Source organism: Kitasatospora sp. HUAS MG31, from assembly GCF_040571325.1.
Taxonomy (GTDB): Bacteria; Actinomycetota; Actinomycetes; order Streptomycetales; family Streptomycetaceae; genus Kitasatospora; species Kitasatospora camelliae.
On the sequence record NZ_CP159872.1, the window covers coordinates 870216 to 890833 of the forward strand.

The 20618-nt window shown below is 75.5% G+C and carries 14 protein-coding genes and 1 pseudogene; 6 read left to right on the forward strand and 9 right to left on the reverse strand.

Going from position 1 to position 20618, the window contains the following annotated elements:
- Position 1: 1 nt before the first annotated feature.
- Entirely contained in the window at positions 2-6058 is a 6057-nt protein-coding gene (locus ABWK59_RS04115) for a WXG100 family type VII secretion target (RefSeq protein WP_354637920.1), read from the forward strand.
- 234 nt (positions 6059-6292) lie between these two features.
- Here ABWK59_RS04115 and ABWK59_RS04120 read toward each other — a convergent pair whose 3' ends face one another.
- Both ABWK59_RS04120 and ABWK59_RS04125 read right to left on the reverse strand, forming a co-directional pair.
- Positions 6293-6973, reverse strand: coding sequence for a response regulator transcription factor (locus ABWK59_RS04120; RefSeq protein WP_354637921.1), 681 nt, complete (start codon positions 6971-6973; stop codon positions 6293-6295).
- Entirely contained in the window at positions 6970-8208 is a 1239-nt protein-coding gene (locus tag ABWK59_RS04125) for a sensor histidine kinase (RefSeq protein ID WP_354637922.1), read from the reverse strand. Before ABWK59_RS04125 ends, ABWK59_RS04120 begins: the two co-directional genes overlap by 4 nt.
- 335 nt (positions 8209-8543) lie before the next feature.
- Here ABWK59_RS04125 and ABWK59_RS04130 point away from each other — a divergent pair, with 335 nt between their 5' ends.
- On the forward strand, positions 8544-10097 hold the full coding sequence (locus tag ABWK59_RS04130; RefSeq protein ID WP_354637923.1) for an alpha/beta hydrolase family protein: 1554 nt from the start codon (positions 8544-8546) through the stop codon (positions 10095-10097).
- A 96-nt stretch (positions 10098-10193) separates the two neighbouring features.
- Here the strand turns inward: ABWK59_RS04130 and ABWK59_RS04135 are convergent, their stop codons facing one another.
- On the reverse strand, positions 10194-10928 hold the full coding sequence (locus tag ABWK59_RS04135; RefSeq protein ID WP_354637924.1) for an SOS response-associated peptidase: 735 nt from the start codon (positions 10926-10928) through the stop codon (positions 10194-10196).
- Positions 10929-11260: 332 nt separating this feature from the next.
- Here ABWK59_RS04135 and ABWK59_RS04140 point away from each other — a divergent pair, with 332 nt between their 5' ends.
- Positions 11261-12361: a TolB family protein gene (locus ABWK59_RS04140; RefSeq protein WP_354637925.1), complete on the forward strand. Its 1101-nt coding sequence runs from the start codon at positions 11261-11263 to the stop codon at positions 12359-12361.
- A gap of 37 nt (positions 12362-12398) precedes the next feature.
- Here the strand turns inward: ABWK59_RS04140 and ABWK59_RS04145 are convergent, their stop codons facing one another.
- The 4 genes from ABWK59_RS04145 to ABWK59_RS04160 form a co-directional block, all read right to left on the reverse strand.
- On the reverse strand, positions 12399-13430 hold the full coding sequence (locus tag ABWK59_RS04145; RefSeq protein ID WP_354637926.1) for a MerR family transcriptional regulator: 1032 nt from the start codon (positions 13428-13430) through the stop codon (positions 12399-12401).
- Positions 13431-13525: 95 nt separating this feature from the next.
- Positions 13526-13738, reverse strand: coding sequence for a DUF6480 family protein (locus ABWK59_RS04150; RefSeq protein ID WP_354637927.1), 213 nt, complete (start codon positions 13736-13738; stop codon positions 13526-13528).
- 212 nt (positions 13739-13950) lie between these two features.
- Positions 13951-14547, reverse strand: coding sequence for an ECF RNA polymerase sigma factor SigK (gene sigK, locus ABWK59_RS04155; protein ID WP_420492903.1), 597 nt, complete (start codon positions 14545-14547; stop codon positions 13951-13953).
- Between the two features lie 157 nt (positions 14548-14704).
- Positions 14705-16087 carry a tetratricopeptide repeat protein gene (locus tag ABWK59_RS04160; RefSeq protein ID WP_354637928.1) on the reverse strand — a complete coding sequence of 461 codons (1383 nt, stop codon included), beginning with the start codon at positions 16085-16087 and terminating at the stop codon, positions 14705-14707.
- Positions 16088-16212: 125 nt separating this feature from the next.
- Between ABWK59_RS04160 and ABWK59_RS04165 the strand changes: the two genes are divergently transcribed.
- A complete protein-coding gene (locus ABWK59_RS04165; protein ID WP_354637929.1) occupies positions 16213-17559 on the forward strand; it encodes a M64 family metallopeptidase in 1347 nt (448 codons plus the stop codon).
- Here ABWK59_RS04165 and ABWK59_RS04170 read toward each other — a convergent pair.
- Entirely contained in the window at positions 17549-18106 is a 558-nt protein-coding gene (locus ABWK59_RS04170; protein WP_354637930.1) for an SMI1/KNR4 family protein, read from the reverse strand. The genes ABWK59_RS04165 and ABWK59_RS04170 overlap by 11 nt on opposite strands.
- Positions 18107-18182: 76 nt before the next feature.
- Positions 18183-18533, reverse strand: a pseudogene (locus ABWK59_RS04175) (RNA polymerase subunit sigma-24); the annotation flags it as partial.
- Between the two features lie 53 nt (positions 18534-18586).
- Between ABWK59_RS04175 and ABWK59_RS04180 the strand changes: the two are divergent.
- The gene (locus ABWK59_RS04180) at positions 18587-19057 is read left to right on the forward strand and encodes an N-acetyltransferase (RefSeq protein WP_354637931.1); all 471 of its coding nucleotides are present in this window, start codon (positions 18587-18589) and stop codon (positions 19055-19057) included.
- Positions 19058-19234: 177 nt separating this feature from the next.
- A complete protein-coding gene (locus ABWK59_RS04185; RefSeq protein ID WP_354637932.1) occupies positions 19235-20380 on the forward strand; it encodes a carboxylate-amine ligase in 1146 nt (381 codons plus the stop codon).
- The last annotated feature ends 238 nt before the right edge of the window (positions 20381-20618 follow it).

Genomic DNA, 20618 nt, shown 5'->3' on the forward strand with positions numbered 1-20618 from the left:
CATGGCCGTCGAACTTCCCGAGCCCCTGCAGTGGGTGCTGATGCTGCTGGCCGGCTCCCGCTGGCCGGAGGGCGACGAGGACCTGATGCGGGACATGGCCCGTCGCTGGCGCGCCGCCGCCGAGACCGTGGACGAGGCCGGGCGCGCCGCGGACTCGGCGGTCCGGCGCGCCCTCGACGGCCAACAGGGTGCCGCGGCCGAGGGGTTGGAGAAGGAGTGGGGCAAGCTCGTGCTCCCCGTGGACGGGGACAAGCCGGGCTTCTTCCCCGGCATGGCCAAGGCCTGCAACGCGATGGCCGACGCCCTGGAGGCGATGGCCAACTCCACCGAGACCGCGAAGATCTCCATCGTCGCCCAACTCGGCATCCTCGCCTACGAGATCGCCACCGCCGAGGCCGCCGCCCCGGTCACCGCCGGCGCCTCGCTGGCGGCGATACCGGTGGCGGTCGCGGCGAGCCGGGAGACGGTCAAGCAGATCCTCACCCGGCTGGCCAAGGAAGTCGTGATGATGGCGTTGAAGGAGGCCTTCCAGGAGGTCGCCATCAACCTGCTCGCGCAGACCATCCAGGTCGCCGCAGGCAACCGCAAGTCGCTGGACGGCAAGGAGCTCGGGATGAGCGCGGCCGGCGGAGCGGCGGGCGGCGTGGGCGGCGGCCTGGTCGGCAAGGGGCTCGGCGCGGGCGGCAGCAAGCTCATCGGCAAGCACATGGACACCCTGCCCGCCCAGATGGTGCACGGTGCCATCAGCGACGTCGCGGGCGACGTGGCCGCACAGCTGGCCACCACCGGCAAGGTCGACGGCTCCAGCCTGGGCGGCTCCGCGCTCAGCGGTGCCGGCAACGTGGGCGTCATGCACGGCGCCTCCGCCTTCAAGGGGAAGTTCGGGAGCGGCGGCATCCCCGACGCGGCCGACTTCACGCCGTCCGGCGGTGACGTCTCCTCCGGCGGCGGCCCGACGTCCTCCGGCGGCTCCCCGCACACCGGCGATTCCACGCCGTCGGGTGGCTCCACGCACACCGGCGGTTCCACTCCGCCCGGCGGTGACGTGGCGGACGGCGGCGGCTCCCGGCCGGACGCCTCGCCGGCTCCCTCCTCCTCGGGCCATGACGGCGGGGCGAGCCCCTCGCCCGCCACCGCCCACACCCCGCCCGCCACCGCCCACACCCCGCCCGCCGCCGACCACGGCGCACCGGCGGCCACCCCGCGCGGCTTCACCCCGGACCAGACGGACTCCCCGCGCACGTTCTCCACCAGCCGGAACGGTGCCACGGACACCCCGACCACCTCGACCGGCGACGCCACCCCGTACCAGGGACCGACCGGCTCCCGCCCCGACGGGTCGGCCCCGCACACCCTCACCCCGTACCAGGCCCCGGCCGACACCACCCCGCACTCCCCCGCCACCGACCCGGCGCCGGTCCACGGCGACGGCCCCGGCCCGCGGCCGACCACCCCCGACCACAGCACCACCGACCACGGTGACCCCACCCGCGGCGACACCGGTCGCCCCTCGGACGACCACACGGACCGGCCGCAGCGGACGGTGACACCCGATCAGGACCCGTCCCCGCCGCACCGCGCGGAGACCACCCCGCACACCGACACCACCACCGACACCCGCACGGACACCCGGAACGACTCGGACACCCCGCCCGCCCGCGACCACACCCCGAACCGCTCCACCGACCACACGCCGGCCCCCGAGCCCTCCCCCGCCCCGCACGGACGGCCAGGCGACACGCCGACCAGCCACGCGCCCGAGACCGACCTGCCCGGGCCGCAGCCCCGTCCCCGGACCACCGTGGCCGACGCGCCGGTCACCGACCACGGCGGCGCCGAGCCGCGCCCGGACGCTTCCACCAGGATCGCGGGCGGGCCCACCGGCCTGCGGACCTTCACCCCGACGCCGGCCTCCGGCGCCTCCGGCTCCCACCCGGACATGCCCCCGCCCCCGCCCTCCGCCACCACCGACACCACGGCGCAGGGCACGCCCACCGTCACCCCGACACCGACCGTCACCCCGACTCCCACTCCCACGCCCACCCCTTCATCCACCGCAACCGGTTCCACCACCGCCCCCCACCCGGCGGCCACGAACACCGCCACGCCCACCGGCGGCAACGGCGCGCCCCGTCCCGTGCCGAGGACCGCCACCGCGAGCTCCTCCTCGCAGTCGGGCTGGCGCAACCCGTTCTCCTCCCTGTTCGGCTCCTCCGCTCCCTCCGACCTCGCCGACAACTCGGCCGTCGCGAGCATGAACGGCAACCCGTCGGCGTTCCTGAACGACAACCTGCTGATCACCAACCTGGACGTCGGCCTGCAGAACCGGATGCCCGGACTGTCGCCGAACCAGCGGGCGGCGTTCGTGCGGTGGATGAACGACAACGCCTCCACCGGCGCCCCGCAGTGGTTCGTGCTCACCAAGGTGCCCCCGGACCGCATCAACGCCGCACCGCCCGGCATGTCCGGCGGTCCCGGCGGGAAGGGCAAGGACGGCTACTTCCTCACCCCGGCCATCGAGAAGTACGCCCAGCAGTACCCGAACGACCCCCGGCTCGCGGGGATCGTCGACGGGATGGACCTCAAGCCCCTCAAGCCGGACGCCGACTACCTGAGCGCCCAGTACTTCCCGTACAAGACCGGACACCCGCAGGTCACGCTCGACCCCAACGGCGGCCCGCCTACCGTCGACAACGTGGGCTGGGTGGAGGTGTCGAAGCCCGGCCAGCCGCGTCCGCAGACCGAACTCGTCCTCACCGCGCCGATGAACGGCTGTGCGCTGGCCATCACCCCCGGCAGCACCGACGGCAGCTTCAAGGCCTGGCACTTCCAGTCCCCGGACAGCTACAACAGCGAGGCGAACGACTTCCGGGAGGGGCTGCAGCCCTTCCACTGGCTCGGGGACGCCGACTACCACACCGACGTGGACGGCGAGAAGCAGTGGGGCGCCACCAACATGCTCTGGGGCCCGTCCGATTCCACGGACTGGTACGTCATCACCCAGGACTACGGCTCGACCTCGCTGTTCGGCGCACCTGACATCAGGAAGGTGAACGGCGTCCGGATCGAGTTCCCCGGGGAGAACACCACGCCGGACACCACCGACCCGACGACGGGCACCAGCACCGGCACCGGCACCGGCACCCAGCCGAGCACCAGCACCGCGCCCGACACCGACACCACCGGCCACCAGGACGGCACGGACGCCACCGGTACCACGGACCAGCCCGGCACGCCACCCCCGGCGGCCACCGGGCCCGACACGTCCGGCAACTCCCCCTCCCACGGCACCCGTTCGATCGGTTCGCCGGACGCGACGCCGCCCGCCCCGGCCGGGGACTACTCGGTCACCCGCCCCGCCGACCTGGACCGGCTGGTCGCCGAGCTGCCGGGGCTGTCCCCCCACGAGCGGGCCCAGGCGCTGGCCGCCCTGCCGGACGCCGAGCGGCGCGGCCTCGCCCAGGACCCCGACTTCGTGGCGGCGCTCCGCTCGACCCTGCCGCCGGGCGAATTCGCCCAGACCGCTGCCCAGTTGATGGTGGACGTCGACCCGGGCGCGCACCGGCCCGCCTCCGCCCGGGCCGAGGCGATCGCCCAGACCGCTCGGATGCTCCAGGACCCCGACACCGCCGCCCGGCTGCTCACCAGCGGCGGCCGCATGGTCATCGTCCCCAAGGACGTGCCCATGACCTCGCTGGACCCGTTCCGCCACCTCGCCGGGCACGACGCCGCCGGCGACAGCGGCAACGGCCGTGGCTGGGACGACGTCCGCGGTTCCGGCGGCCGGTGGGCCGCGGTCACCGAGGAGAACCTCCTCGGCGAGGACACCACCGTCGGCAACGCCCCGCACTACCAGGACGGCTACTCCACCACCACCCACGAATTCGCCCACACCATCCACCAGTTCGGCCTCACCGACGCCGACCGCAAGACCATCACCGACGCCTACCAGGACAAGATCGGCACCGACGCCCTCACCCGGATGTTCGACTCCGAGGACGTCACCGACTGGTCCGACGGCCCGCGCCGCGACCCCGCCGGCCGGCCGGTCGACAACTACGGCTCCCGCGACGAACTGGAGTACTTCGCCCAGGTCAGCAACGCCTACCTCGGCACCAACAACGGCACCGACCCGCACACCGGGCTGCCCCGCAACAACGGCGCCGACTGGGTCCGCACCAACGAACCCGACCTCCTCCCCCTCCTCAGCCGCCTGTACGGACCCGACCCCGGCGCCGTCCACCGCACCCCCGCCAACCCGGTGGAGTCCACCCGCGCCGAGGAGAACGTGTACGCGGGCCTCCGCGACTTCATGTCCACCGTCGACCCCGCCTCGGCATCAGAGCCCGCACCCGAGCCGGCCGCCGGCCCCGCAGCCGACGTCACCCCGCCCGTCCAGCACACGCCGGCCCCGCCTGCGCAGTCGGCGCCCTCCGGGCTGGTGCTCGGACCGGTCTCGTCCGCCACTCCGCCACCTCCGCCACCGCCCCCGCCGGCGCCACCGCTGCCCCAGCAGGGGTCGTCCGGCTCGGGCTCCGGCTCGGGTTCGAACACGAGCGGCGCTCCGAACACCTCCTCCGGCGCGATCCGGCTCGGCCCGGTCCCGCGGTCGGGCCCGACCGGCCAGGACGCCACCGGACCGACCCCCGACCACACCTCCACGCACCCGGCGGACCACGACCACGGCCAGGCGCTTGAGCAGAACCACGAACAGCAGGAGCAGAACCACGACCAGGACCAGCAGACGACCGGTCCGGTGATCCCCTCGATGGACACGATCACGGACTACGCGGCCACCCTGGGCCTGACCCCGGAGCAGCTCCCCCTCATGATCTTCGTGCCACCGGGCGTCTCGGCGTACACGCCGTTCAGCAGCTACCCGTCCGGCATCGTCGGCGAGCTGCCGGACGTCCTCTCCGGGATCAACCTGTCGCAGTTCAACGGCGGCCCGCACGCGCCGCAGCCGGGGGAACCGGATGTGACCGCCGAGAACTACATGCGCGAGCAGGGCGAGGGTGCCTACGTGGCCGGCGGGAACCGTCCGGTCGCCCAGCCCGGCGGGCAGGGGGACCCCGTGCCGACGGATCTGCCGCCCGTCCTGGTGGTCAACCAGCAGTCCGACGACTACCCGCAGTCGCAGGTGGTCCAGCACGAGCTGGGGCACCACGCCCAGGTCGTGGTGGGCGGGCTGGACGTGGACAAGGTGCGGAACAACGGCGCCCTGGTCGAGTACCACAACATCGTGCTCAACGAGCACCGGTTCGACAGCGAGGGCAGGCCACCGCGCACCGCGTACGCCGACAAGGACAAGCTGCCCCTGCAGTCGGGGCCTCAGGACGTCGTGAAGGCGCACCGGGCGCCCGGCTCCGGATTCCGCGTCCAGACGGGGCACGTCTGGCAGGCCATGGTGAACTACCCGGGCAAGACCCCGAGCGACGTGCAGATGCTCACGGAGATCGAGACCAAGCTCGCCGACCCGTGGTACGACCAGGCGGTCTCGGTGCCGAAGACGCCGAACAGTCCCGAGAGGATCGACCGGCCGCTGCGCGACGTCATCAAGGAGAACCTGGCGCGGGCCTACATCAACGACGCCCACCGGAAGTACGGCCTGGCCGGGCCGGGCCCGAGCGCCACCGACCAGCCCGCCGGTCCGCCCGCCGGGCCGACCACGGCTCCCCCCGTGGGCCCGCCATCGGGTCCTCCCGTGGGCCCGCCCGTCCCGCCGCCCATCCCGCCGGTGCCACCGGCCCAGCACCAGCCCACGCCGGTCACGCAGACTCCGCCGGTGCCGCCCGCGCCACCGGTACCCCCTGCACCGTGGGTGCCGCAGGCCCCTCCGGCGCCACCGGCCCCGTACGTCCCAGCGGCGCAGCACGTACCACCGCCCGCCCCGCCGGTGCCCCAGGCGCCGACGTTCCAGCAGGCACCACCCGCGCCGCCGGTCCAGCAGGCACCGCCGGTCGACGCGGAGGACCCGTTCGCCTCGGTGTTCGACACCCCGCCCCAGGGGCCGTCGAACCCGGTCACTCCCCCGGTCCCCCCGTTCCCGGGCATCTGATCCACCGGCCGGGCGCCGTCCTCTCCCCGAGGGCGGCGCCCGGCCGTCCCAACCCCGAGATGTTCCAGGGCATTTCGGCCGGCTGGCCGGCCGTCCTCGCCAACCTCAAGTCGCTGCTGGAGACCGGGGACGTCCTGCCGCAGGCCCCTGGGACATGATCCGCCCGCACGCCTGAAGCCCCCGGGCGCGCTGCACCGCACCGAAGCGGCCCGTGTCAGCGGCTGTCCGGTGGGGTCAGGCCGGGTGGACCAGGCGGCTCTCGTAGGCGAAGACCACGGCCTGGATCCGGTCGCGGAGTTCGAGCTTCTGCAGGATCCGCCCCAGATGGGACTTCACGGTCGCCTCCGCGAGGTACAGGGTGGCCGCGATCTCGGTGTTGGACAGGCCGCGGCCCACCTGGACCAGCACCTCGCGTTCCCGCGCGCTGAGCCGGGCCAGCCGCTCGTCGTGCTCGGACCGGACCGTACGCGCGCCGCCGCTGCCGTCGGGGAGGTGCGGGCGGAAGCTCTCCAGCAGGCGCCGGGTGATCCGCGGGGAGACCACCGCGTCCCCGGCGGCGACGTTGCGGATCGCGGTGAGGAGCTCCTCGGGCCTGGTGTTCTTCAGCAGGAAGCCCGAGGCCCCGGCGTGGAGTCCGGCGAAGGCGTACGCGTCGAGGTCGAAGGTGGTGAGGATCAGCACCCTGCTCCCCGGCGAGACCTCGACGACCTGCCGGGTCGCCTCGATCCCGTCGGTCCCGGGCATCCGGACGTCCATGAGGACGACGTCCGGGCACAGCTCCCGCGCGAGGCGTACGGCCTGGTCGCCGTCGGCGGCCTCGCCGACCGGTGCCATGTCGGGCTGGGCCTCCAGGACGGTGGCGAAGGCCATCCGGAGCAGTGCTTCGTCGTCGGCGATCAGGATGCGGATGGTCATGCGGACGCCGCCCCGCCGCTGTCGAGCAGGAGGCGGGTGCGGACTCCCCAGCCGCCGCCCGGGAGCGGTCCGGCCCGCAGCTCCCCGCCGTAGGCGGCCGCGCGCTCGCGCATGCCGGGGAGGCCGTGACCGGGGGGCGCGGCGGCGGGCGGCGGCGGACAGGGGCCGCTGTCGGTGACGTCCACGGTGACGGCCCCGGTCGAACAGTGGATCCGGACCTCCGCGGTCGTGCCGGCGGGTGTGTGCTTCAGGGTGTTGGTCAAGGCTTCCTGCACCAGGCGGTAGACGGTGAGTTGGGCGGTGGCGGGGACGTGCTCGTGGCTGCCGCGGACCTCCAGCCGGGTCGGCAGGCCGGCGGCGCACATCTGGTCGGCGAGGGCCTCCAGTTGGGCGATGCCGGGCAACGGGTGGCGCTCCGCGTCGGGTTCGTCGGTCCGCAGGATGCCCAACGAGCGCCGCATGTCGGTCAGGGCCTGCCGGCCCGTCTCGGAGATCTGGAGCATCGCGGTGGTGGCCCGTTCGGGCGACCGGTGCTGCGCGTAGACCGCGGCGTCGGTCAGCGCGACCATGACGGACAGGTTGTGGGTGACGATGTCGTGCATCTCCCGGGTGATCCGGGTCCGCTCCTCGGCGGCGGCCAGGCGTGCCTGCTGTTCCTGTTCCCGCTCCAGGCGTTCGGCCCGCTCCTCCACCGCGGCGAGGTAGGCGCGCGTGGTGCGTAGGTTCACACCGAGGACGGCGGCGGCGACGACCGTCGCGGTCAGCGCGACGAAGGGGGTCAGGAACGCGCCCTCCGGCGCCCAGCGCAGGCAGGCCAGCAGGACCCCGGCCTGCACGACGGCGCCGGCCAGGAGCGTGCCGCGTCGGCCCGAGTTCGCGCCCACCGTGAAGAGGGCCACCAACAGGGCGATGTCCGCCGGGAGTTGGACGCCCACCAGCCACTGGGCGAAGGCCGCGGCGGTGACGGCGGCGAACACCGTGCGCGGGGCGCGGCGCCGCCCCAGCAGGGGCAGTGCGAGGGCGGCGGTGAGGGCTACGGACACCGGCAGGTCCGGCGGCGCGTGCGTGGTCAGGACGTTGACGAGGAGGAGCGCCGGCAGCAGCGAGTCCCACACCAGGGGCGGCAGCCGGGTGCCCCGGCGCGCGGCTGCGGCCGCCCTCGCCCACCGCGCCCGCCCCGGGCCCGGTCGGCGCACCCGGTGGGCCCTGCCGGCTCCTGCTGCCGCCTCGGTCATCCGACGTCCCTGTCGATTCGGCGCCGTGGCGGCCCCGGGCGGGGCCGCCGCCGCGGACGGCCGGATCCGGGCCGTGCACGGGGATCGCACGCCTCGCGCCGCCCGGCGGGTGCCGCGGCCCTGACACCGTAGACCGCGGGCCCCGCGCGGCGCATGCACCCACCGTCTGATGAATCCGGGCCGGGATGCGACCGCAGGAGGAGCCCGGCCACCTCCCCCGGTCGCAACGCGGACACCGTTCCGGCGTGCCCGGTTGCTGCTGCGGTGGCACCGGCGGCCGTCGAGGACTGCGACCCCGGCCGCCCCCGGCGGCCCGCGACGGCGACCCGGGACCGATGTGGCGGCACGTACCCGGCGCCGACGATGGCCGGGTGACCGAGATCATCGCGGGACCGTCCGTGTCCCCCCTCGAAATCCTCGTCCTGTCGAGTGCCGTCGCGCTGGTGCTGGCGCGCTGGCTTCCCCCGGCCGCCCGCTCGCGCGTCACGGTCGCGGCGGGGGCGCTGCTCGTGCTGTCCGCGCTCGTCCTGGGGTTGACGGGCGTCCGCTGGCAGCTGCTGCCGGTCCTGGCGGGCGCCGGCTGCGCGCTGCCGTTCGCCTGCGCCCCGCTGCTGCGACGCCGGGCCGGCCGGCCGGCGTGGCGGGCCCGCTGGTGGCTGGCGCTGCCGGGATCGGCGGCATGCCTGGGGCTGATCGCCGCCGGCCCGGTGGCCGCCTGGGCCTTTCCGGTGCCGGTGTTCCCCGAGCCGACGGGCGACTTCGCGGTCGGCACCCGCGTGGTGCAGTGGACCGATCCGCAGCGCCCCGAGACCTTCACCGCCGATCCGGACGACCGGCGCACGGTCGTCGTCCAGCTCTGGTACCCCGCGCAGAGGAGCCCCGACGGCGGGCAGCGGGCCCAGTACCTCGGACGCACGGCGGAGGAGGCGCGTACCGTCTCCGAGGCGCTCGCCCGCGGGGTCGGGCTGCCGGGCTTCCTGATCGACGGTGTGCCGCGGGCCCGCAGCCGTGCGGTCTTCGACGCCCCGGTGGCCGATGGGGACGGGCGGTTCCCCGTCGTGCTGTTCTCGCCCGGGTCGAGCGGGGTGCGCACCCAGAACACCGCCTGGGCCGAGGAACTGGCCAGTCACGGCTACGTGGTCGCGGCCCTCGACCACCCGTACGACTCGGCCGCCGTCGTCCTCGCCGACGGCCGGACGATCACCACCGCGACCCACTCCTCCGGCGACGCGGACGAGGACGCGAAGCTGGCGGCCGACTGGACGGCGATCCGGGCCGCCGACCTCGGCTTCGTCCTCACCCGGCTGACCGGGCAGGGCGGTCGGAGCGGCCGGGTCGCGCAGGGCGGTCAGGCCGGCCGGGGACCGGACGGGACCGAAGACCCGCTGACCGGACGCCTGGACACCGGCCGGGTCGCGGTGGCCGGCCACTCCATGGGCGGTGCCGCCGCGCTCCAGGCGGCCCGGCAGGACCACCGGTTCGCCGCCGTCGTCGATCTGGACGGCTTCCCGCACGGCCCCGCCTCGCCCGCCCTCGACCGGCCGGCGCTCGCGCTCACCCAGGAGGTCACCGCGGGGACCGATCCGCGCTACCTGCCCCGCCTCACCGAGGCGCTCGACGCCACCACCGCGACGAGCTACCGGCTCACCGTCCCCGGCGCCGCGCACCTCGCCTTCATGGACGGCCCCCTGTACCTGCCGCCGGTGCCCACGATCGTCGGCTCCCTGGGCCGCACCCGGAGCCCGCGGGTCGTCGCCGGGGCCACCCTCGCCTTCCTGGACGCCGTGCTGCGGAACGGGTGGGACGGACGGGGCGGACCGGGCGACCCGGCCGACGCCCTGCGGGCCTACGGCGGACTCAGCGCCCACCGACCGGGCGGAGGCCGCTGATCAGCTCACCCGGCCGGCCGAGGTGGAGATCCCCAACCACACCCGCCAGTTGCGCCCTGGTGAGCACCGCCTGGGCCCGGCCCCACGGAGCGCGACTCAGGGCGCCGCGACGGCCTCGATCAGCTCGGGGCCGTTGTTGCGCACGTTGTTGACCGCGGCGGACACCGCGGTGGCCGTCAACTCGCCGCCCGCAGGCGTGTGCAGCAGGGAGCGGAGCTCGTCCGGGTCGGTGCGGGTGGGGTCGAGCCAGGCGTCGGCGTCGGCGGGGTCGATGGCGAGCGGCATCCGGTCGTGGATCCGGCCGGCCGCGTCCCGGGCCTCGGTGGTGATGATGGTGACCGTGGTGAGCCAGGCCGCCGGGTCGCCGTCGGGCCGGGTCCGGTCCCGCCAGAACTCGTACAGGCCGGCCATCGCCATCAGGGTGCCGTCCGCCGGCGCGATGAAGTACGGCTGCTTGCGCGGCTTCTCGCCCTCGGCGACGGGCAGCGGCGTCCACTCGAAGAAGCCGTCGGCCGGCAGCAGGCAGCGCCGGGAGGCGAAGGCCCGGCGGAAGGCGGGCTTCTCGTGCACGGTCTCCACCCGGGCGTTGATCATCCGGGAGCCGACCGAGGGGTCCTTCGCCCAGGACGGGACCAGACCCCAGCGCAGCACCCGCAGCTGGCGCTGGATCACCTCGGTGTCCTTGGCGGGCCGTTCCAGGACCGCGTAGACGTCCTTGGTCGGCGCGACGTTGTAGTCCGGCGCCAGCGTCTCCGCCGGATCCCACTGCGTGACCCCGAACAGGTTCACCAGGTCCTGGGGACCGGTGGTGGAGACGAACCGACCGCACACGCTGCTCACCTTTCCTTCCGCGGGGCCACGGCGGCCCCGCCCGTACCACTGTGCGCCGCAGCACTGGGGCTGCCGTCGCGCGGCGGTGGTCCCGGTGCCCCGCCCCGATCGCGGCGACGGAACCGCCCGGACCTTCCTCACCGGCCAGCATGCCCCCTCCCGCCGTCAACGCGGTCCGAGGACGGCCGGAAACTTTTCTCGGATCCGGGTGCAACCCTGCGGCGGGATGCGCGTCTATCGAGGCGGGAGCACACGGAAGGCACCGCGACAGGGCGGGCGGGACCGGCGCTACCGACGAAGACCCCCACCGAAGAACCCCGAGGAACCGCACCATGACCGAGTCCGTCGTCACCCGCTCCGCGACCGCCGTCCCCGCCGGGGGCGTCCGCCCGAAGCGGGTGGGCCGCGCCCGCCGCCTCGCCCTGGCGGTGCCGCTCGCCGCGATCAGCGCGGTCGGCCTGGTCGCCTGCGACAACCCGCAGCACGGAGACACCGCCCAGGACAACGCCACCCCGACGGCGCCCGCCGCTCCGACCGCCTCCGACTCCGCGGCCGCCTCCGCGTCGCCGTCCACGTCCGCCGCCGCGTCGCCGTCCCCGACCGCCCAGGCCCCGAACGGCACCGCCGGTACGGCGCTGACCATCAGCGACGGCACCCAGTTCGTGCTGATGAACGGCACCTCGGTGGACTTCGGCACCCCCGTGCGGGACCTGGTCTGGTCCCCGGACGGGAAGAAGGCCGCCTTCATCAACGGCACCGGCGACCTGGCCGTCGCCAACCCGGACGGCACCGGGCAGGTCGTGGTCGCCAAGAACCCGGGCGGCCAGACCTGGACCCACCCGGCCTGGCAGGTCGCCGCGGCCGACAGCCAGTACTCGATCCCGGCCAAGAACAACCTGATCTTCACCGTCTCCGAGGGCGGCAAGCTCAAGCTGAAGCGCGTCTCGGCCCGGGCCACCGGCGCCGTCCCGGAGGTCCTGTCCCTGGGCGCGGTCTCCGGCGGGCCCGAGGTGGTCGTGCCCCCGATGACCGGCAACTCCTGGCCGAGCGGCGGCGGCACGCAGGGCACCTCCGTCTACGCCAACGAGGACGGCCAGGTCTACATCCGCGACGAGTACCTCCGCCAGCAGGGCGGCCCGATCACCAAGGGCTCCGAGCCCGCCCTCTCCCCCGACGGCCACGACGTCGTCTTCGTCCGCTCGGTCGACGGCCACGCCCACGTCTTCCGCGCCCCCCTAAGCCGGGAGGGCGCGCCCAAGGACCTCACCCCGAACGCCACCACCGACTTCCACGAGCCCGCCTTCTCCGCCGACGGCAAGACCGTCGCCGTCCGCGGCGCCGACGGCGTCTACACCCTGCCCGTCAACGGGTCCGCCGCCCCGACCAAGGTCACCGACCACGCCGGCCACCCCGCCTACCACGCCCAGGGCTGACCCGAGGCTGCGACCTGGGGCCGCCGGCGGCCGGCGGTCACCAGGTGAGCAGCCGCTCCAGCTGGTCGAGCGCGCCGGCCAGGTCGCGCGGGCGCAGCATGCCGGCCGCCGTCCGGTGTCCCGCCCAGCCGGGCCCGGCGGTCAGCACCACCGGCCGGGCGCGGGCACCCCGACCGCCCCAGGCCGTCTCGGCGGCCCGGCGGGCCAGGACCCGGTCGGCGGTGTGCCGGGACTGCGACCAGACCATCACCGCGGCCGGCCCGGTCCGGCGGACCGCCTCCAGCAGCGCCTCGGCGGGTACGGCCGGGCCGAACATCCGGTAGGGCAGGCCGCGTTCGGCCAGCCCGGCGGCGACCGCCTCCAGCGGGAGTCCGTGCAGCTCGGCGGGCATCCCGGCGAGCAGCGCGGGCGGTCCCGGCCGGGCCGGTCCGGGACGGTCGGCGACCCGGCGCAGGGCGGTGGAGACGTGCCAGGACAGCAGGTGCTCCACCTCGACGTAGCGTTCGCCCTCGGCCGCCCACTTGCGGCCGGCGGCGCGCAGGGCGGGCATCATCACCTCGGTCCAGGCCGTCACCGCGCCCAGGTCGTCGACCACCTGACGGAGGATCCGGGCGACCTCGCCCGAGTCCAGCCGGACGGCGGCCCGGGCCAGGCCGCGGCACTCCGGGCGGACCGGGCCGACCGGCAGGGCGTTGGCGCCGCCCGGGACCTGGGCCGGGGCTTCGGCGGCGGCCGGTGCGTCAGGGACGTCGACCGCGTCGGGTTCACCGAACTCACCGAACTCACCGGGATCACCGGGTTCGACGCCGCCCACGGGGGTGGCGGCGTCGGACCGGCCGGACGGCGCCCGGTCGAGCGCCGCGCGGCCGTCGGAGCCGTCGCGGGCCAGGCGGGCGGCCTCGGCGGGCGGGACGCCGCGGGCGGTGAGCCGGCACATGGCCTCCAGCACGGCGAGGTCCTGCGGGCTCCAGCGCCGGTGGTGTCCGGCCTCGCGCAGGGCCGGGCCGATGCCGTACCGGCGTTCCCAGGAGCGGACGGTGGTGGGCGAGACGCCGAGGCGACGGGCCACCCCGCCGGTGGTGAGGCTGGCCCCGGTCGACGGCGCCGGGGCCGGCTCGGGATCCGGTGCCGGCCGCCGGTCGCCGCCGGGTGGGACCGCCGCGGTCACCACCCGCCGATCCGGGCGACCGCGAAGACGGCGACGCTGATCACCAGCAGGGCGATGACCAGCAGCGGGATCCAGGCCGGCCAGGGGCGGCGCAGTTCCACGGGCTCGGGGATGGAGATGCCGTGGCAGGTCGAGGCCTCGCCCTCCGGGGTCTCGGTGGGCGCCGGCTGCAACCGGTCGGTGGCGGCGGATTCGGTGGTGAGTGCCATGGGGTCCTGTCCTCCTGACGGCATCGCAGGTCAGCGGTCATGCGGCGGGGCCGGGATGGAACGCGCCGGGTCCGGGACGCCCGGGCGCCGGTACGCCTCCCCTCGGTCCTCCCGCAGGTCCAGTGTCCCGCGCTCGCGCCCGGACCGCGCTCGCAGCGTTCCCGCAGCGGTCCGGGGGGACCCGGCGGATCCCGCCGTCACCGGATCGCTCCTCACTCCGGCCACTCCTCGGTGTCGAGGCAGGCCCGCAGCCGGAGCAGCCCGTCCCGGATCCGGGACTTCACCGTGCCGAGCGGGGTGTCGAGGATCTCCGCGATCTGCGCCTGGGTGTAGCCGCCGTAGTAGGCCAGGGCCAGTGACTGGCGCTGCGCCTCGCTGAGCGTGCGCAGCGAGCGCCGGACCCGCTCGCGGTCCAGCCGGCGTTCCACCGCCTCGGCGACCTCGTCGCACGGCGGGGTGCCGGTGGCGGCGGCGATCCGCCGTTCCCGGTCGGCGGCGGCCCTAACGGACCGGACCCGGTCGACCGCGCGGCGGTGGGCGATGGTGAGCACCCAGGGCAGCACCTCGCCGCGGTCGGGCCGGTACCGGTCGGCGGTGCTCCAGACCTCCAGGAAGACCTCCTGGGCCACCTCCTCGGACTGGGCGGGATCCCGTAGCAGCCGGCGGACCAGGCCCAGCACCGGGCCCGCCACGGCGTCGTACAGCCGGGCGAACGCGTCCTGGTCCCGCAGGGCGACGTCGCGCATCAGGCCGCGCAGCACCTGCCGCCGCTCCTCCGCGACCGCCGCCCCCGACGACGGGGTCGGCAGGCTCGGCGCGGTCGGTGCTCGCCGGAGTTCCCTCACTGCAGTCACACCGCGACGGTCTCCCGTGGCGCGGGTGGGGGGCCACTTGCATCGTTGGTGCAGCGTTCCCGGGCGGGACCCCTCGCGTACGGGGATCACGGGACCCGCTCGGGTACGGGGATCAGGGGTGTACGGGGGCGCCCCTCGACCCCGTCGCGGTGCGGAGCGGCGGGTGGGCGGGGGGCGGGCCGAGGGTGGTGGTGCCGGGGGCGGACCGGTGGCCGAGGCCGGTGCGGTAGACGTCGAGGGCGAGTTCGAGGCGCCCGGTCCGGCGCAGCAGGTCGCCCAGCAGCCGGCACAGGTCGGCCAGGTCGCCGGCGGCGCCCGCCCGTTCCAGCAGCGAGAGGGCGGTGACGTAGTGCTCCTCGGCGCGGTCGAGGTCCCCGCGTTCCTCGTCGATCAGCCCGAGCAGGCGGTGGGCGCCGGCGGCGTGGACGGCTCCGCGCTGCGGGCCGAGCCGTTCCAGGAGGTCGGCCAGGAGGGCGCCGGCGTCCTCGTGGCGGCCGGATCGGCGCAGGACGTCGGCGAGTTCGACGTCGACCTGGTGGATGAACAGCTCGGCGCGGCGGGTGGCCAGGAGCGTGCGGGCGGTGCGCAGTTCGCGTTCGGCGGCCGGGAGGTCGCCGGCCTGGGCGAGGACGTAGCCGCGCATCCAGTGGCACTTGGCGAGGTCGCAGGTGAGGCGGAGGTGCTGGTAGAGCTCCTGGGCCTTGGCGAGCGAGGCGGCGGCCTCGGCGGTGCGGCCCTCGGCGATGAGGGTGCGGGCGACGCTGCGGTGCAGGTGGGCGACGAGCGCGGGGTCGGTGGCGGTGGGGGCCAGGGCGAGGGCGAGTTCGGCGGCCTGGGCGGCCCGGGCGTGGGCGCCCATGTCCATGTACGGGCCGATGACGGCCGAGTAGAGCAGCAGCAGCGCGTCCGGGTCGTGCAGGCCGGCCGCGTTCAGCCGGTCGATGGTGCTCTCCAGCAGGTAGCAGGCGTACCGGAGTTCGCCGGCGAGCAGGTGGGCGACGGCGCGGCCGCGGATGGCGGCGGCCCGTCGGGGCAGCGGCTGGTCGGCCTGGAGGTGTTCGGCGGCCTCGAAGTGCTCGCGGGCCTCGTCGAGCCGGCCGCTCTCCAGTGCGCACTCGCCGAGGCCGAGCAGTGCGGCGGGGCGGACGTGGGGGAGGTCGTGCCGGGCGGCCCGGTCGAGGACGGCGGTGAAGTGGCGGGCGGCGTCGTCCACGTCGCCGGCGGCGAGCACACCCTGGGCCTCGGTGAGGGCGAGTTCCAGTTCGGCGGCGAGGTGGGCGGGCCGGCCGGTGGCGAGTTCGTCGGCGGTGACGCCGAGGCGGTCGGCGAAGTGCCGGAGCGCGGCCTCGGAGGGCCGGACGCGGCCCGACTCGACGGTGGAGACGTAGGCCGCGGTGTAGGCCGGCTCGGCCAGGCCGCGCTGGGTCAACCCTCGGTCGTGGCGCAGGCGTTGGATGCGCTGTCCGATGTGGTCCGGCTTGTTCTCCTCGGCCATGGGCCGCGCCTCCCGCTTCCGAGCCGACATCCGCGTCCGACCCATTGTCGTGGACGCGGTGGTGACCTACATTAACTCGACGATTAAGTCTGATTAATCGTCAATTTAATGCAGGAGGAATCATCATGAGAACACCCCGCCTCGCCGCCGTCGCCCTGGCCGCCGTCACCACGCTGTCCGTCCTCGGCACCGCCCAGCCGGCCTCCGCCGCACCGGCCGACCACCGCTCCACGGCCGACCCCGCGCCCGCCGCGCCCGCCACGCCCGCCGGCGCCGCCTCCCGCAGCGTCGAGGCCTTCGCCGAGGACGGCAGCATCTCCCGCGCCCGGGTCCCCGCCGCCTCCCCGCACGCGGCGCCGCAGCGGCCGGGGGTGCTCGCCGGCCCGGACGGCACGGTCACGCCGGTGGTCCGCAACGGCGACAGCGCGAGCAAGCTGGACGTGGTGGTGATCGGGGACGGCTACACCGCCGACCAGCAGGACGCGTTCCTCGCCGACGCGGCGACCAAGTGGCAGGAGATCACCGCCGTCGAGCCGTACGCCGGCTACCGGGCGCTGTTCAACGTCTGGGCCGTCCAGGCGGTGTCCGCCGAGTCCGGGGTCTCCGGCGACCCGGACCCGGCCACCGTCCGCAGCACCGCCCTCGGCTCGTACTTCTGGTGCGGGGACGTGGAGCGGCTGCTCTGCGTGGACACCGACGCCGTGGACCGCTACGCCGCGAAGGCGCCGCAGGCGGACCTCGTCCTGGTGATCGCCCACAGCACCAAGTACGGCGGCGCCGGGTACAACGACGTGGTCTCCCCGCTCGGCTACTCGGGCATCGCCACGGTGTCGGGCGGCAACGACCGCTCCGGCCAGATCGCCGTCCACGAGACCGGCCACTCCCTCGGCCTGCTCGCCGACGAGTACTTCTACCCGGACCAGGGCGGCTACGAGGGGCCCGAGCCGGAGCAGGCCAACATCACCGAACTGACGGCGAGCCAGCTGCGGCGCACCCGCAGCAAGTGGTACCGCTGGCTCGGCCGGACCTCGCCCGACGGCGGCACCGTCGGCGCGTACGAGGGCGGCGGCTACCACCCCACCGGGCTGTACCGGCCCACCGAGAACTCGATCATGCGGTCGCTGGGCCGCGAGTTCAACCTGCCCGGCCGCGAGGCCATGATCGCCGGCTTCTACCGGTACGCCTCGACCCTCTCCAGCGCCACGCCCACCGGCACCGTCCTGCGCTCCTCCGACCACCTCACCGTGGACCTCCCGCTGCCCGACATCCGGCTGCGCTGGTACCTGGACGGCCGCGAGCTGTTCCTGCTGCGCGGCCGCACCGACATCCCGCTCTCCGCGCTCCACCTGCACGGCCCCAAGGACCTCCGCCACCGGCTCACGGCCACCGCCACCGACCCCACCCGCGCGGTCATCGACCCCGCCCTGCTGCCCTCTCTCACCCACAGCCTCACCTGGGAGGTCACCCGCTGACCCGCCCGCCCCCGCGCGGAGTTCGACCGGCCGGGCGGTACCGGGCCGTCCGGCCGGGCCAGCGCGGGTCGAGGAAGGGCGGACGGTCCACCCGGTCGAAGCAGCGCAGCAGGAACTCGGTGCAGGTCCCGGCGGTCTCGAACCACTCCCCGGTCTCACCCTCGACGATGATCCGCCAGTCGTCCGGGTCCGGCTCCACGGCCAGGAAGTGGTACTGGTTGCCGTGCTCGTCACCGCCCCAGGCGAGCAGGCCGCCCTCCTCGGGGTGGAACGGCCAGGGGTACGCCTCCGGGTCCCGCTCCCCCGAGCGGCCCTGGCACCAGAGCCGTTCCGCCTCCTCCCGGCTGCCGTCCACCGGCCGGTCCAGCCCCAGGTAGCCGTCCACCGTCCCGGGCCCGTAGAGGTCGAGGAACGCCTTGTAGTCGGCGGGCAGGGCGAGCCCCAGGTACGCCTCCGAGGCGTGCCACAGCTCGGGCCGCGCCGGCCGGCCCCAGGCCCCCGGCTCGCCGAGCCGCTGCCGCAGTACGTCCAGCGCCGTGACCGTCATGGCCGTCCCGTCCTCGTCTCCCCGTCCACCGTGCCGGACGGCATCCTGCACCGGCCCTCCGACAGGTTCGGCGGGCTCATCCCCGCAGGCGGGTGTTGAGGCGGGCGGCCTGGCGGGTGAGGTGGTCGCGTTCGGCGAGGTCGGGGGCCTTGCGGGCGGCTTCGGCGTAGAGGCGGGCGGCGGTCGGGAGGTCGCCGTCGCGCTCGTGGAGGTACGCCGCCACCGCGGTGTGGCGGGGCAGCGTGTCGTCGAGGGCCGCGAGGGCGGCCAGCCCGGCACGCGGGCCGTCCGCCTCGCCGACGGCCACCGCCCGGTTGAGCCGGACCACCGGGCTGTCGGTCAGCCGGGCGAGTTCGTCGTACCACTCGACGATCTGCACCCAGCCGGTCTCCTCGGCCGTGGGCGCGTCGGCGTGGAGGGCCGCGACCGTGGTCGAAAACCGGTGGGACGGGCAGCGGGTGCCGGGCTAGGGTGCCCGGCATGAGCTGGCTCCCCGATGACTTCGCCCATCCCCTCCACGTCCCGCTGACGGACGGTCACCACCTGCGTCCGATCGCCGAGTCGGACACCGCGATCGACTACCCGGCCGTGATGGGCTCCCGTGAGCGGCTGTGGTCGCTGTACGGGGAGAGCTGGGGCTGGCCGCCCGCGACCATGACCTTCGAGCAGGACCGGGTCGACCTGGCCCGGCACGCCGAGGAGATGGTGCGCCACGAGTCCTTCAACTACGCCCTGTTCGACAGTGCCGAGACGGCGCTGCTGGGCTGCGTGTACATCGACCCGGTCGCCGGGCCGGACCGTGCCGCCGAGGTCTCCTGGTGGGTGGTCGACGGCGAGGTCGGCGGGCCGGTGGAGCGGGCGCTGGACGCGTTCGTCCCGGTCTGGCTGGCGAAGCACTGGCCGTTCGATCGCGTGGTGTACTCGGGTGCCCAGGCGGGTCTCACCCCCTGATCCCCGGCCCTGCGCCGACACGGAACGGGCCCGGCACGGAGCGGCGGCGGTTTTCCGGGCCGGCCGGGCGGGCATACGAGGAGGTAGTCCGTACTCGGAGGGTTCCGTCATGCCCGCTCGCCCGCGCCCCCTGGTGTGCCCCGGTCGGCGCGCCCCGGCCGCCCGCGGGCGGGCCCTGTGACCGCGGGGCCCGGACGGGGGCCGCTGCGGTTCGGGATCGAGGAGGAGTTCCTCCTGGTCGACCCGGCCACCTTCCGTACGGTGCCGCTGGCGAAGCGGGTGCTGGCCGAGGCCCGGCCGACGCTGGGCCGGCGGGCGCAGACCGAGTTCATCGCCACCCAGGTGGAGGCGTGCACCCGCCCGGTGGCCACGGTGGACGAGCTGCGCTCCGAGCTGGCCGCGACCCGCGGGATCCTGGCCGCCGCGGCGGCCTCCGCGGGCTGCCTGCTGGTGGCCTCGGGGACGCCGGTGCTGCCCAGCGCGCACCCGCTGCCGGTCACCGACGCGCCGCGCTACCGGGAGGTGGCGGCGCACGTCGGCGCGGTGGCCGACCAGCCCGGCGGGGAGCTGTGCGGCTGCCACGTGCACCTCGGCGAGCTGACCCGGGCCGAGGCGCTGGCGCTCGGCGTCCGGCTGCGCCCCTGGCTGCCGGTGCTGGAGGCGATGTGCGTGAACTCGCCGTTCTGCGAGGGACGCGACCGGGGCCTCGCCAGCACCCGGGCCGGCTGCTACGCGGCCTGGCCGACCTGCGGCCCGGCGCCGGTGCTGGACGAGCCGGGGTACGAGCGCACGGTCCGGCGGCTGCTGTCCGAGCGGGTGATCCTCGACCGCAAGATGATCTACTGGTACGCCCGGCCCTCGGAGCACGTCCCGACGCTGGAGATCCGGATCGCCGACACCAACGCCGACCGCGAGGTGATCGTGCTGTTGGCGGTCCTGCTGCGCGGCCTGGCCCGGGTCCCGCGGGCCTCCGCACCGCCGCCGCCCGTACCGGCCCCGGCGGAGGTGGCCCGGGCGCACCGGCTGGCCGCCCGGTCGGGCCTGTCCGGCCCGGGTCTGGACCTGCGGACCGGTGTCCTCAGGCCGATGCGCGAGCTCCTCTCCGACCTGCTGGTGCACGCCTCCCCCGGCCTCGAACGGACCGGCGACCTGGCGCTGGCCCAGACCCTCGTCCGCCGGCTGCTGGCCGGCGGTACCGGCGCGGACCGGCAGCGGGCGGACTTCGCCCGCCGGGGGTCCTTCCGCGACGTGGTGGCCGGGCTGGCCGCCACCACCGCCCGCTCGCAGTCCCGGCTCGCCCCGGCCCCGACCGCTCCGGCGTAGGGCTTGTCTGACGGACGCCGTCGCCGGGACGCCGCGACGCGGCCGGGCGACCGGACGGTCGGCCCGGCGCGGCGGCGCGGGTCCGATCGTCACACCGCATCCCGGCCGGAGGTACCGCCGTTCGGGGTGCGCCCCGGGCGCCGGGGCGGGTCCCGGGGATCCCGCCGGGCCCGGTTGGGGTGCGACACGCCGCTGGCTGAGCGCGATGGACGTGCGTCGGCATCGGCCGCGCGCCAGC